Genomic DNA, 13274 nt, shown 5'->3' on the forward strand with positions numbered 1-13274 from the left:
GAACTCAGGACTCCTGGGTGACGGAGACGAGCACGTCGTCCCCTTCGATCTTGACGGGGTAAACGGGGACGGGGAGCGTCGCGGGAAGGCTGTTCGGCTTGCCGGTGCGCAGGTCGAAACTCGAACCGTGCAGCCAGCACTCGATCGAGCAGTCCTCGACCTCGCCTTCCGAGAGGGAGACGTTCGCGTGCGAGCAGATGTCGTTGATCGCGAACACCTCGCCCTCGGTGCGGACCAGCGAGACCGGGACGCCGTCGAGCTCCACCCGCTTGGGGGTGTCCTCCTCCAGCTCACTGAGCGCCGCTGCGCGTACGTACGTCATGCCGCGGACGCTTCCAGCTCGGCCTCGACCTTGCTCATCAGCCGCTCTTCGACGTCCGGCAGACCGATCTGCTGGACCAGCTCGGCGAAGAAGCCGCGGACGACCAGCCGGCGGGCCTCGTCGGCCGGGATGCCGCGGGCCATCAGGTAGAACAGCTGCTCGTCGTCGAAGCGGCCGGTCGCCGAGGCGTGGCCGGCGCCGACGATCTCGCCGGTCTCGATCTCCAGGTTGGGCACCGAGTCGACCCGCGCGCCGTCGGTGAGGACGAGGTTGCGGTTGAGCTCGTAGGTGTCCGTGCCGGTGGCCGACGCCTGGATGAGGACATCGCCGATCCAGACCGCGTGGGCGTCCTGCCCCTGGAGCGCGCCCTTGTAGACGACGTGGGAGCGGCAGTTGGACGCCTCGTGGTCGACGAAGAGGCGGTGCTCCTGGTGCTGACCCCGCTCGGTGAAGTACAGACCGTAGAGCTCGGCCTCACCGCCGGGGCCCGCGTAGGTGATGCGCGGGTGCAGCCGGACGAGATCGCCGCCGAAGGTGACCACGACGGACTTGAAGGTGGCGTCCCGGCCGACGAGGGCGTTGTGCTGCCCGACGTGGACGGCGTCGTCGTCCCAGTCCTGGACGGAGACGACGGTCAGTTTGGCGCCGTCGCCGAGGAGGTAGTCGACGTTGGCGCCGAGCACCGCGTCGCCGGTGTGGTCGATGACGACGACCGCCTCGGCGAACGCGCCGAGCTCGACGACCTGGTGGCCGAAGGTCGTACCGCCCTCACCGTGCACGGTGATCCGGATGGGCTCGGAGAGCACGGTCTCCTTGGGGACCGAGACCACCGAGGCCTTCTCGAAGGAGCTGTACGCCTGGGCGGCGACCCGGTCCACAGGCTTGCCGGCCTTGCCGACCCGCGGGTCGGAGCGGTCGACCAGCTCGTGGGTGACGCCCTCGGGGGCGGTGATGTCGATCTTCAGGTCGGGACCTGCGGCCACGGCACTGCCGTCGTGCAGGCCCTTCAGGCGCGCGAGGGGAGTGAAGCGCCACTCCTCCTCGCGGCCGTGCGGCACCGGGAAGTCCGCCACGTCGTAGGACGGCGGGGCGCTCATCCTCGTGGCGACGGTGGACTCCGCCGCCACCGCAAGGGAGCCGGTGGTGGTGGAGCCCGCCGGAATAGTCTGAGCCTCAGCCATGGCTGTCGTTTAGCTCGCTTTCTGCAATCAGGGAGTCGGTCGCTGCTGGGGGTGCGGCGTCAGCCGACCGCGCCTTCCATCTGCAGCTCGATCAGCCGGTTGAGCTCCAGGGCGTACTCCATCGGCAGCTCACGGGCGATCGGCTCGACGAAGCCGCGCACGATCATCGCCATGGCCTCGTCCTCCGACAGGCCGCGCGCCATCAGGTAGAAGAGCTGGTCCTCGCTGACCTTGGAGACGGTCGCCTCGTGGCCCATGGAGACGTCGTCCTCACGGACGTCGACGTAGGGGTAGGTGTCCGAACGGGAGATGGTGTCCACCAGCAGGGCGTCACACAGCACGTTGGACTTGGAGCCCGCGGCGCCCTCGCCGATCTCGACCAGGCCGCGGTAGGAGGTGCGGCCGCCGCCTCGCGCCACCGACTTGGAGACGATGTTGGAGGAGGTGTTCGGCGCCATGTGGACCATCTTGGAGCCGGCGTCCTGGTGCTGGCCCTCGCCCGCGAAGGCGATGGACAGGGTCTCGCCCTTGGCGTGCTCGCCCATCAGGTAGACCGCCGGGTACTTCATCGTCACCTTGGAGCCGAGGTTGCCGTCGACCCACTCCATGGTCGCGCCCTCGTAGGCGACGGCACGCTTGGTGACCAGGTTGTAGACGTTGTTCGACCAGTTCTGAATGGTCGTGTAGCGGCAGCGGCCGCCCTTCTTGACGATGATCTCGACGACCGCGGAGTGCAGCGAGTCGGACTTGTAGATCGGCGCCGTGCAGCCCTCGACGTAGTGGACGTAGGCGTCCTCGTCGACGATGATCAGCGTCCGCTCGAACTGGCCCATGTTCTCGGTGTTGATCCGGAAGTAGGCCTGCAGCGGGATGTCGACGTGGACACCCTTGGGCACGTAGATGAACGAGCCGCCGGACCACACCGCGGTGTTCAGCGACGCGAACTTGTTGTCGCCGACCGGGATGACCGTGCCGAAGTACTCCTGGAAGATCTCCGGGTGCTCCTTGAGGGCGGTGTCGGTGTCCAGGAAGAGGACGCCCTGCGCCTCCAGGTCCTCACGGATCTGGTGGTAGACGACCTCGGACTCGTACTGCGCGGCGACACCGGCGACCAGGCGCTGCTTCTCCGCCTCGGGGATGCCGAGCTTGTCGTAGGTGTTCTTGATGTCCTCGGGCAGGTCCTCCCAGGAGGCGGCCTGCTGCTCGGTGGAGCGGACGAAGTACTTGATGTTGTCGAAGTCGATGCCGGACAGGTCCGAGCCCCAGTTGGGCATGGGCTTCTTGTCGAACAGCTTCAGGCCCTTGAGGCGGAGCTTGAGCATCCACTCCGGCTCGTTCTTCTTCGCCGAGATGTCGCGGACGACGGCCTCGGAGAGCCCGCGCTTGGCGGAGGCGCCGGCCACGTCGGAGTCGGCCCAGCCGTATTCGTACTTGCCCAGGCCCTCGAGCTCAGGGTGAGCAGTCTCCGTGGGGAGCGTCATGCGGGGTTCCTCCCGGCCGTGCTTGCAGATGCTGTGGTGGTCTTGGTGGTGCGTGGCGTGCGGTGAGCGGCCTTGCCGGCGCCGGCCTTCGGGACGAAGGTCGTGCACACCCCGTCGCCATGGGCGATGGTGGCCAGCCGCTGTACATGGGTCCCCAGCAAACGGGAGAAGACCTCGGTCTCCGCCTCGCACAGCTGCGGATACTGCTCGGCGACATGGGCGACCGGGCAGTGGTGCTGGCAGAGCTGTTCACCGAGCTGGGGATTGGGCGCGCTGCGCGCCGTAGCAGCGTACCCGTCCGCGGTCAATGCCTTCGCCAGGGCCTCGGTACGGGCCTGCGGCTCGGCGGCCTCGACCTCCTTGCGGTAGCCCTCCGCCTGGGCGGCGAGCCGGGCGCGGGCGAAGGCAGCAACGGCCGCCTCGCCCTTTTCGCCGCCGCCCGCACTCTGCGCGATCCAGCGCAGCGCGTCGGTGGCGAGCTGGTCGTAGGCCTGGTCGAAGGCGTCCCGTCCGCAGTCGGTGAGGGCGAAGGCCCGGGCCGGGCGGCCGCGGCCACGAGTGCCGTAGACCCGCTTCTCGCGGGGCTCGACGACGCCCTCCGCGGCCAGCGCGTCCAGATGACGGCGGACGGCCGCCTGGGTCAGCTCCAGCCGGAGGGCCAGCTCGGCCGCGGTGGACGGACCGTGGTCGAGGATTGAGCGGGCGACCTTGTTGCGGGTGCCCTGCTGTTCGTCGTGCGGCGCCGCGGGGTGCCCGGCGCCGGCCGCGCGGTGCCCTGCCTGCCCGGGCTGTCCGGACTGCTCGGGCGCGGAGGCGGCCGGCCCGGCGGTCTGCTCGGCCGCGGGCCCTTCCTGCTCCTCGCTCGCGTATTTCACAACGCCATTGTTGCGTAATTCGTCAAAGCGATACAAGCCTCGTCCCGATCACGGGCGGGTGGCCTCTATCACTTAGGTTCACCTAATTCAAGCACCCGCCGGAACTCTCGAATGCCCCTCCGACCTGCAACGGGACGAGCCCGGCCGACGGCCGCGGACGTGGGCGCACCAGGGCGCGCGGGCCGGCGGAAATTGTGCGGCCGCGCACCGCCGTTTTGCGTACCTCGGCCCCTTCCGCATCCACGCCCCCGTTGAAGAGCGCCCTGCCACTCTCCGTAGACTGCCCGGCATGCCCAGCACCTCTCCGGGGGGCGCCCCCCGGCCCCCTGGCCGAGAGCCTGCCGTCGAGGTCGTCGGACTGGTCAAGCGCTACGGCACCAAGACCGCCGTGGACGGACTCGACCTGACCGTCGGGCGCGGCGAGGTGACCGCCGTGCTCGGCCCCAACGGCGCCGGCAAGACCACCACCATCGAGACCTGCGAGGGCTACCGCCGCCCGGACGCCGGCCACGTCCGGGTACTGGGTCTGGACCCGGTCGCGGACGCCGCGGCGCTGCGGCCGCGCGTCGGTGTGATGCTGCAGTCCGGCGGCGTCTATGCGGGCGCCCGGGCCGAGGAGATGCTGCGGCACACCGCCTCCCTGCACGCCGACCCCCTCGACGTGGGCATGCTGATCGAGCGGCTCGGCCTGGGCAGCTGCGGCCGGACGCCGTACCGACGGCTGTCCGGCGGCCAGCAGCAACGTCTGGCGCTGGCGATGGCCGTGGTCGGCCGCCCCGAGCTGGTCTTCCTCGACGAGCCCACGGCCGGACTCGACCCGCAGGCCCGGCACGCCACCTGGGACCTCGTACACGAGCTGCGCGCCGACGGCGTCAGCACCGTGCTGACCACCCACTTCATGGACGAGGCCGAGCAGCTCGCCGACGATGTCGCGATCATCGACGGCGGCCGGGTGATCGCCCAGGGCAGCCCGGACGCGCTGTGCCGCGGCGGCGCGGAGAACAGCCTGCGCTTCACCGGCCGCCCCGGCCTCGACCTCGCCTCGCTCCTCAAGGCGCTGCCCGCGGACAGCGCCGCCACCGAGCCGGCCTCCGGCATCTACCGGGTGCACGGCAAGGTCAACCCGCAACTGCTGGCCACCGTCGCCTCCTGGTGCGCCCAGAACGGCGTGATGCCCGACGCGATAGCCGTCGAACGCCACACCCTGGAGGACGTCTTCCTGGAGCTCACGGGCAAGGAGCTGCGCGCATGACCGCCACCGGAGCCGGTGTCGCTTCCGGCACGTTCACCCCGCGGCCCGGCGCGGCGCCGCTGTCCCGGATGATCCGGGCGCAGGCGGCGCTGGAGACCCGGATGCTGCTGCGCAACGGCGAGCAGCTGCTGCTGACCGTCGTCATCCCGACACTGCTGCTGGTGCTGTTCTCCGCCGTCGACATCGTCGACACGGGGTCCGGAAAGCCGGTGGACTTCCTCGCGCCGGGCGTCCTCGCGCTGGCCGTGATGTCCACGGCGTTCACCGGCCAGGCCATCGCCACCGGCTTCGAGCGCCGCTACGGAGTCCTCAAGCGGCTCGCCGTCTCCCCGCTCCCCCGCTGGGCGCTGATGACCGCCAAGACCTGCGCGGTGCTGGTCACCGAGGTCCTGCAGACCGTGCTGCTGACGGTGATCGCGCTCGCGCTGGGCTGGTCCCCGCAGGGCAGCCCGGTGCCGGTGCTGCTGTTGCTCGTCCTCGGTACGGCCGCCTTCTCGGGCCTGGGTCTCCTCATGGCGGGGACGCTGAAGGCCGAGGCGACGCTGGCCGCCGCCAACCTGGTTTTCCTGCTGCTGCTCGTCGGCGGCGGGGTGATCGTGCCGCTGGCCAAGTTCCCGGCGGCGGCGCAGTCCGTCCTGCAGTTCCTGCCGGTCTCCGCCCTGTCGGACGGCCTGCGGGACGTGCTGCAGCACGGCACCGGGATGCCGTGGAGCGACCTGGGCATCCTCGCCGTCTGGGCGGTGCTCGGGCTGGGCGCGGCGGCGAAGTTCTTCCGCTGGGAGTAGCCGCCGGCGGGCCGCTGCCCGGCCGCGGAGGTGGCGGCGGGCGGGTCGGGGACCCCTCGTGAAAACGTGCACAAGGACCGTCCTACGATGTCTCCCGTGCCGAACACGCTGAATCCCCTTGAGCTGATCGCCCGCCGCTGGCAGCCGTCCGCGGCCTTCGTGCGGCGGGCCGCGCTGGCCACCGTCGTGATGGCCGTGATCATCGTCGTCACGGGCGGCGCGGTCCGGCTCAGCCAGTCCGGACTGGGCTGCTCGACCTGGCCCAAGTGCACGCCGGACAGCCTGACGCCGACCGCCGCGATGGGCATCAACGGGCTCATCGAGTTCGGCAACCGCATGCTGACCGATGTGCTGTGCGTGGTCATCGGGGTGTTCATCATCGCCGCCCGCGCCCGGAGCCCCCGGCGCCGCTCGCTCACCCGCCTCGGCTGGGCGCAGTTCTGGCTCGTCATGTCCAACGCCGTCATCGGCGGCATCACGGTCCTCACCGGCCTGAACCCGTACATCGTCAGCGCGCACTTCCTGGCGGCCACGGGGCTGCTCACGGTCGCCGTCCTGACCTGGAAGCGGGCGGGCGAGGGCGACGAGGAGCCGCATGCCCTGGTCGCGCGGCCGGTGCGGCAGCTGGCCTGGCTGCTGGTGGCGGCGGCCGGCGCGCTCACCGTCATCGGCACCGTCGTCACCGGCGCGGGGCCGCACGCCGGCGACGCCCGCAAGGTCCACCGGATCGCGGTGGACTGGCAGGAGATCACCCAGCTGCACGTCGACTTCGTCTACATCGTCATCGGCCTGACCGTCGCCCTGTGGTTCACGCTGCGCGCCGTCGCGGCACCGGCCGCGCCGCGCCGCAGGGTCCTGGAGCTGTTCGGCTGCCTCGCCGCACAGGGCGTCGTGGGCTATGTCCAGTACTTCACGGGCCTGCCCGAATTCGTCATCGGGGTGCACATGCTGGGCTCGGCCCTGGTGTGGATCTGTGTGCTGCGGGTGGCCATGTCGCTGCGCGACCGCGGTCCGCTCCCGGAGGGGGAGCCCGGCGTGCCCGCCCCCGCGGGCGAGCACGGGGCGACCGGTTCTCAGATGGCCGGCGCGTCCAGCCGGTAGACCCGGCGTGCGGTCCCCGACCCCACCATCTCCGTGATCCGCCGCCCGTCCTCGGCGCCGCACAGCCCCTCGTCGGTCCACTCCCGGACGAGCCGGCCCATGGCGCGGGCGAAGAACCGGGCGCCGGTGACGTACAGCTCGGGCAGCCCGCGGGCACCGGAGGAGAACAGCAGCTTGCCGAACGGCGCCTGACCCAGCGTCTCCTCGGGGCGGGGGCCGGCGTCCGCATACACATGGGCGTGCAGCGCGGCGAGCTGCGCGGCCCGCCGGTGGTGCGGCACGGCCGGCAGCAGGACGAGAGCCGAGCCGATGCCGGCCGTGGCCCGCAGGAACGCCGCCAGCGGCTGCGGATCGGCGCAGTGCAGCTGCACCGGCAGACCGGTCGCCACCGCGCTCCACAACAGATGCCGGACGAGTGCGGGCTCGCCGAGCCGCTGCCCGGGGCGGCGGCCACGCAGCCAGCGGTCCGCGGCGCGCCGTACCTCGCCGGCCTCCGGGGCATGGGCGTCGCAGTGGGTGGCGCCGGAGGCGAAGGCGGTGGCGTGCTGGGCCGCGGCGTAGAGGGCCTCGGCGGTGTAGCCGATGAAGGAGTCGACGCTGCCGGAGGTGTCGGCGACCTGCTCGGCGAGCGGTTCGAGCCGGACGACCTCGTGGGCCGGGGCCTCGGCGGCGGTGGCGAGTTCGGTGGCCGAGGTCAGCTCGCTGGGGGTGCCGGCCTCCAGCAGGAACGTGCCGATGCCGCAGCCGCGCAGCAGTATCCGTCCGGCGCGGTAGGCCCCGACCTCGCGCCGGCGGGCGAGGTAGCGGGCGGGCGGGCAGTGCGGTTCCAGGCCGAGCAGCGGGGGGCACCAGCGGCGTATCGCCAGGCCGGTGACGCTGTCGAAGTAGCTGGTGCCGGCGGGCGCCGGGCCCTGGGCGCCGACCGCGGCGGCGAGGTGGCTCTCGAAGGAGCCGAGGCCGAGCTCGCCGTGCACCGCGCCGTGGCTGTACTGATCGATGAGCGGTGGAGAACCGTCCATCCGCCCCTCCTCGCCGTGAGCCCGCCGGGCGTGGCCGGAGCGCCGCGCCCGGTGAACCTAACGGCCGAGGCGGTGGTGAGGTAGCGGGCTCCGCTTCCGGCGTGCGCTCCGGCGCACGGCGCCCGGGCGCCGGCCGTCAGCCGTTGGCCGGGCCGCCCACCTGGATGCCCGCCATCCGGGACCACTCGTAGCGGCCGGTACGGACCCTGGCGGCGAGGTCGCCGTCGAAGTCCTCCTGGAGCGTGAGGCCGGCCTGCTCGGCGGCCGCCTTGGCGGATTCGGCGGTGTCCGCGACGAGGTTGCCCCACTCGCCGTTGGCCCCGACGAGGGCGATCCGGATGCGGCCGCGGCCGAGGTGCGCGAGCTGGCCTTCGGCGCTGCCGCCATGGGTGGCGGCGAAGGCGCGGATCTCCTTGGCGAGCCTGGCCGTGCGCCGGCCGGCCCGCTTTCCGGCCGCTGCGCCGGCCACCGTCTCCACCTGCTCGTCCGCCTGCTGGGTGTCTGCCATGAACAGCATGCTACCCGCGAGTACGGCTCTTTGTGGGGGTGATCCCCCACACCCCTCAGCGAAGGAAGGGATCCACGGCGACGGCGACGAACAGCAGCGACACATAGGTGATGGACCAGTGGAACAGCCGCATCTCCTTGAGCTTGGCGCCTGTGATCCCGGCCTTGGCGCGGGACTGCAGACCGTGCGCCTCCTTGAGCCAGAGGGCGCCGCAGACGAGCGCGACCGCGGTGTAGAACCAGCCGGTGTAGCCCAGCGGCTGGAGCAGCAGGGAGACGGCCACCATCACCCAGCTGTAGGCGACGATCTGGCGCGCGACGACCTTGTTGCCCGCGACGGCCGGCAGCATCGGCACACCGACCCGCTCGTAGTCGTCCTTGACCTTCATCGACAGCGGCCAGTAGTGCGGCGGCGTCCAGAAGAAGATGACCAGGAAGAGGACGAACGAGGCCCAGGAGACCGAGTTCGTCACCGACGACCAGCCGATGAAGACCGGCATGCAGCCCGCGATACCGCCCCAGACGATGTTCTGGCTGGTGCGCCGCTTGAGGATCATCGTGTAAACGACGACGTAGAAAAGCAGCGCACCGAGCGACAGCATCGCCGACAGCGGGTTGACGAGGAACCAGAACCAGGCGGTGGAGCCGACCGCGAGGGCAGTCGCGAACACCAGGCACTCGCGCGGCGAGACCATGCCGGTGACCAGCGGCCGCTGGGACGTGCGGTCCATCAGCGCGTCGATGTCACGGTCGAGGTACATGTTGAAGGCCGCGGCGCCGCCGGCGGAGAGGTAGCCGCCGATGCAGGTCTCCAGGACGAGCCACAGATCGGGCACGCCCTTGGCGGCCAGGAACATCACCGGCACCGTGGTCATCAGCAGCAGCTCGATGACCCGTGGCTTGGTCAGCGCCACGAATGCCTGGACCCGGGCCCCGAACGGCCGGTCACCGGGACTTCTGGGGAGCTGAGAACGCTTGCCCTCAGCCTTGTGGGCGTGGGCGGTGCCCCCACCCGCAGGACGGGATTCGACGGCCGTCACGCACACCCCTGGAAGTAACATCAGCGGCCTCTGCCGCGGAAGAGATAAGGCCTGCAAGCTCCTTCGGCGGTATCGACCCGGACGGAAGGGCTTGCGCGTACCACGCCACTTTAGACGTTGGCCATTCGGCGATCTTCGCGGGGGTGGGGTCGTGTTGGGTGCCGGGGCGCGAGGGCTCCCGGGTACGTTTCCGCGCCCGTTCACCCGGCGTTCGGGAGGCGAACCGGACCGGTGCCCGGCAGTCTGGTCGTATGGCCGTCGGTCCGGGCCGGGAAGGCACGTGGTCCCGATGTGATTGCCCGGAGCGACTGCCGGCCCGCCCCGCACCCGCCGACTGAGCGCCGGAAACTTCGACTGAGCGTCGAAAAGACGCACGCACTTGCGGGGGTAGGCTCGACACCGCCTGGCGGGCACACCGTCCGCGGCATTCGACATGTGGAGAGGAGCCCTGACTCAGGGTGAGCACCAAGCCGACCACCACAGATCTCGAGTGGACCGAACTGGACCAGCGTGCGGTGGATACCGTCCGTGTCCTGGCCATGGATTCCGTGCAGAAGGTCGGTAACGGCCATCCCGGTACGGCCATGAGCCTGGCGCCGGCCGCCTATCTTCTCTTCCAGAAGCTGATGCAGCACGACCCGGCGGACGCGAACTGGACCGGCCGCGACCGGTTCGTCCTCTCCGCGGGCCACTCCAGCCTGACCCTCTACATCCAGCTCTACCTCGCCGGCTACGGCCTGGAGCTGGACGACCTGAAGGCGTTCCGCACCTGGGGCTCGAAGACCCCCGGCCACCCCGAGTACGGCCACACCACCGGCGTGGAGACCACGACCGGTCCGCTGGGCCAGGGCGTCGCCAACGCGGTCGGCATGGCGATGGCGTCGCGCTACGAGCGCGGCCTGTTCGACCCGGACGCGGCGGAGGGCACCTCGCCCTTCGACCACACCATCTACTGCATCGCCGGTGACGGCTGCCTCCAGGAGGGCATCTCCGCCGAGGCCTCCTCCCTGGCGGGCCACCAGAAGCTCGGCAACCTCATCCTGCTGTGGGACGACAACCACATCTCCATCGAGGGTGACACCGAGACCGCGGTCTCCGAGGACACCGTCAAGCGCTACGAGGCCTACGGCTGGCACGTCCAGCGGGTCGCGCAGCTGCCCAACGGCGACCTGGACCCGGTCGGTCTGGCCCGGGCCCTGGAGGCCGCCAAGGCCGAGACCGGCCGCCCGTCGTTCATCGCGATGCGCTCGATCATCGCCTGGCCGGCCCCGCACGCCCAGAACACCGAGGCCGCGCACGGCTCGGCGCTGGGCGAGGAAGAGGTCGCGGCCACCAAGCGCGTCCTGGGCTTCGACCCCGAGAAGTCCTTCGACGTCGGCGACGAGGTGCTCAAGCACACCCGTGGCGCCCTCGACCGCGGCCGGGACGCCAAGAAGGAGTGGGAGAAGTCCTTCGCCGCCTGGCGCACCGCCAACCCGGAGCGCGCCGCGGAGTTCGACCGGATCGCCGCGGGCGAGCTGCCCCAGGGCTGGGAGGACCACCTCCCGGCGTTCGAGACGGGCAAGTCCGTGGCCACCCGCGCCGCGTCCGGCAAGGTGCTGCACGCCCTCGGCGCGGTGATCCCGGAGCTGTGGGGCGGCTCGGCCGACCTGGCCGGCTCGAACAACACCACGATCGACAAGACCTCCTCGTTCCTCCCGGCGGACAACCCGCTGCCGGAGGCCGACCCCTACGGCCGCACGATCCACTTCGGCATCCGTGAGCACTCCATGGCCGCGGAGATGAACGGCATCACGCTGCACGGCAACACCCGTGTCTACGGCGGCACGTTCCTGGTGTTCTCCGACTACATGCGCAACGCCGTCCGGCTGTCCGCGCTGATGCACCTTCCGGTGACGTACGTGTGGACGCACGACTCCATCGGTCTGGGCGAGGACGGCCCGACCCACCAGCCGGTCGAGCACCTGGCCTCGCTGCGGGCCATCCCGGGCCTGAACATCGTCCGCCCGGCCGACGCCAACGAGACCGCCATCGCCTGGCGCGAGATCCTCAAGCGCTGGACGAAGGAGTACGGCGTGGGGGCCCCGCACGGCCTCGCGCTGACCCGTCAGGGTGTGCCGACGTACCCGGCCAACGAGGATGCCGCCAAGGGCGGTTACGTGCTGTTCGAGGCCGAAGGGGCCGACGGGGACGCCGCACCGCAGGTCGTGCTGATCGGCACGGGCTCCGAGGTGCAGCTCGCCGGCGCCGCGCGCGAGCAGCTGCAGGCCGAGGGCATCCCCACCCGTGTGGTGTCGATGCCGTCGGTCGAGTGGTTCGACCAGCAGGACCAGACGTACCGCGACCGTGTGCTTCCCCCGTCCGTGAAGGCCCGGGTCGCCGTCGAAGCCGGCATCGGTCTGACCTGGCACCGTTTTGTCGGTGACGCCGGGCGCATCGTCTCCCTGGAGCACTTCGGTGCCTCGGCCGACGGCAAGGTCCTCTTCCGCGAGTTCGGCTTCACCGCCGACGCGGTCGCCGCCGCCGCCCGGGAATCGCTGGAAGCCGCCGCGCGCTGACGCCCGTACACAACAAGTAGGAGATGCAGAACCCATGACAGACGCACTCAAGCGCCTCTCCGACGAAGGCGTCGCGATCTGGCTGGACGACCTGTCGCGCAAGCGCATCACGTCCGGCAACCTCGCAGAGCTGATCGACCAGCAGCATGTCGTCGGTGTCACGACGAACCCGTCGATCTTCCAGAAGGCGATCTCCGCGGGCGACGGCTACCAGCAGCAGGTCGCCGACCTCGCCGCCCGCAAGGTCACCGTCGAGGAAGCCATCCGCATGATCACGACGGCGGACGTCCGCGACGCCGCCGACATCCTGCGCCCGGTCTTCGACGCCACCGGCGGCCAGGACGGCCGGGTCTCCATCGAGGTCGACCCCCGCCTGGCGCACAAGACCGTGCCGACCATCGCCGAGGCCAAGCAGCTGGCCTGGCTGGTGGACCGTCCGAACACGCTGATCAAGATCCCGGCCACCAAGGCGGGCCTCCCGGCGATCACCGAGGTCATCGGCCTGGGCATCAGCGTCAACGTCACGCTGATCTTCTCGCTGGAGCGTTACCGCGAGGTCATGGACGCCTACCTCGCGGGCCTGGAGAAGGCCAAGGCCGCGGGCCTGGACCTGTCCCAGATCCGTTCGGTGGCGTCGTTCTTCGTCTCCCGTGTGGACACCGAGATCGACAAGCGCCTGGAGAAGCAGGGCTCGGACGAGGCCAAGGCCCTCAAGGGCAAGGCCGCACTGGCCAACGCCCGGTTGGCCTACCAGGCCTACGAGGAGGTCTTCTCCTCGGAGCGCTGGGCCGCCCTCGACAAGGCCGGCGCCCACAAGCAGCGTCCGCTGTGGGCCTCGACCGGCGTCAAGGACCCGGACTTCAAGGACACGCTGTACGTGGACGAGCTGGTCGCCCCGGGCACGGTCAACACCATGCCGGAGGCCACCCTGGAGGCCACCGCCGCCCGCGGCGAGATCACCGGTGACACCGTCCGCGGCCGGTACGACGCGGCCAAGGCCGACCTCGACGCGATCGCGGAGCTCGGGATCTCGTACGACGATGTCGTGCAGGTCCTGGAGGACGAGGGCGTGGAGAAGTTCGAGGCCTCCTGGATTGACCTGCTCAAGTCGACGGAGGCGGAGCTCAAGCGCCTCGCTCCCTCGGAGGGCTGA

Annotated in this window: 12 protein-coding genes; 5 read left to right on the forward strand and 7 right to left on the reverse strand. The window is 70.8% G+C overall.

Features of this window, described 5'->3' with window-relative positions:
• Nucleotides 1-4: 4 nt before the first annotated feature.
• From EST92_RS05490 to EST92_RS05505, 4 genes are read right to left on the reverse strand one after another with little or no spacing between them, the layout of a single operon-like run.
• Nucleotides 5-322: a non-heme iron oxygenase ferredoxin subunit gene (locus tag EST92_RS05490; RefSeq protein WP_129279798.1), complete on the reverse strand. Its 318-nt coding sequence runs from the start codon at nucleotides 320-322 to the stop codon at nucleotides 5-7.
• Nucleotides 319-1503, reverse strand: coding sequence for a Fe-S cluster assembly protein SufD (sufD, locus tag EST92_RS05495; protein ID WP_129279799.1), 1185 nt, complete (start codon nucleotides 1501-1503; stop codon nucleotides 319-321). Before sufD ends, EST92_RS05490 begins: the two co-directional genes overlap by 4 nt.
• Before the next feature lie 59 nt (nucleotides 1504-1562).
• Nucleotides 1563-2984, reverse strand: a complete 1422-nt coding sequence (sufB, locus tag EST92_RS05500) for a Fe-S cluster assembly protein SufB (protein ID WP_086718023.1) — start codon at nucleotides 2982-2984, stop codon at nucleotides 1563-1565.
• Complete coding sequence (locus EST92_RS05505; protein WP_129279800.1) at nucleotides 2981-3859, reverse strand: ArsR family transcriptional regulator; 879 nt, start codon at nucleotides 3857-3859, stop codon at nucleotides 2981-2983. The genes sufB and EST92_RS05505 overlap by 4 nt, the downstream gene beginning before the upstream one ends.
• Before the next feature lie 289 nt (nucleotides 3860-4148).
• Between EST92_RS05505 and EST92_RS05510 the strand changes: the two genes are divergently transcribed.
• The 3 genes from EST92_RS05510 (at nucleotide 4149) to EST92_RS05520 (ending at nucleotide 6997) form a co-directional block, all read left to right on the forward strand.
• Nucleotides 4149-5111, forward strand: coding sequence for an ABC transporter ATP-binding protein (locus EST92_RS05510; RefSeq protein WP_129279801.1), 963 nt, complete (start codon nucleotides 4149-4151; stop codon nucleotides 5109-5111).
• Nucleotides 5108-5896, forward strand: coding sequence for an ABC transporter permease (locus EST92_RS05515; RefSeq protein WP_129279802.1), 789 nt, complete (start codon nucleotides 5108-5110; stop codon nucleotides 5894-5896). The genes EST92_RS05510 and EST92_RS05515 overlap by 4 nt, the downstream gene beginning before the upstream one ends.
• 96 nt (nucleotides 5897-5992) lie before the next feature.
• Entirely contained in the window at nucleotides 5993-6997 is a 1005-nt protein-coding gene (locus EST92_RS05520; protein WP_129279803.1) for a COX15/CtaA family protein, read from the forward strand.
• Here the strand turns inward: EST92_RS05520 and EST92_RS05525 are convergent.
• From EST92_RS05525 to EST92_RS05535, 3 genes are all read right to left on the reverse strand, one after another.
• On the reverse strand, nucleotides 6970-8016 hold the full coding sequence (locus EST92_RS05525; RefSeq protein ID WP_129279804.1) for an amidohydrolase: 1047 nt from the start codon (nucleotides 8014-8016) through the stop codon (nucleotides 6970-6972). The genes EST92_RS05520 and EST92_RS05525 overlap by 28 nt on opposite strands.
• Nucleotides 8017-8152: 136 nt before the next feature.
• Nucleotides 8153-8533 carry a hypothetical protein gene (locus tag EST92_RS05530; RefSeq protein ID WP_129279805.1) on the reverse strand — a complete coding sequence of 127 codons (381 nt, stop codon included), beginning with the start codon at nucleotides 8531-8533 and terminating at the stop codon, nucleotides 8153-8155.
• Nucleotides 8534-8579: 46 nt separating this feature from the next.
• Nucleotides 8580-9437, reverse strand: coding sequence for a heme o synthase (locus EST92_RS05535; RefSeq protein ID WP_343283774.1), 858 nt, complete (start codon nucleotides 9435-9437; stop codon nucleotides 8580-8582).
• Nucleotides 9438-10021: 584 nt separating this feature from the next.
• On the opposite strand from EST92_RS05535, the gene tkt reads away from it, so the two are divergent.
• Together tkt and tal are read left to right on the forward strand one after the other, a co-directional pair.
• Nucleotides 10022-12121 carry a transketolase gene (tkt, locus tag EST92_RS05540; protein ID WP_129279806.1) on the forward strand — a complete coding sequence of 700 codons (2100 nt, stop codon included), beginning with the start codon at nucleotides 10022-10024 and terminating at the stop codon, nucleotides 12119-12121.
• Between the two features lie 34 nt (nucleotides 12122-12155).
• A complete protein-coding gene (gene tal / locus EST92_RS05545) occupies nucleotides 12156-13274 on the forward strand; it encodes a transaldolase (protein ID WP_129279807.1) in 1119 nt (372 codons plus the stop codon).

This window comes from Streptomyces sp. TM32 (genome assembly GCF_004122755.1).
In the GTDB taxonomy this organism is placed as follows: Bacteria; Actinomycetota; Actinomycetes; order Streptomycetales; family Streptomycetaceae; genus Streptomyces; species Streptomyces sioyaensis.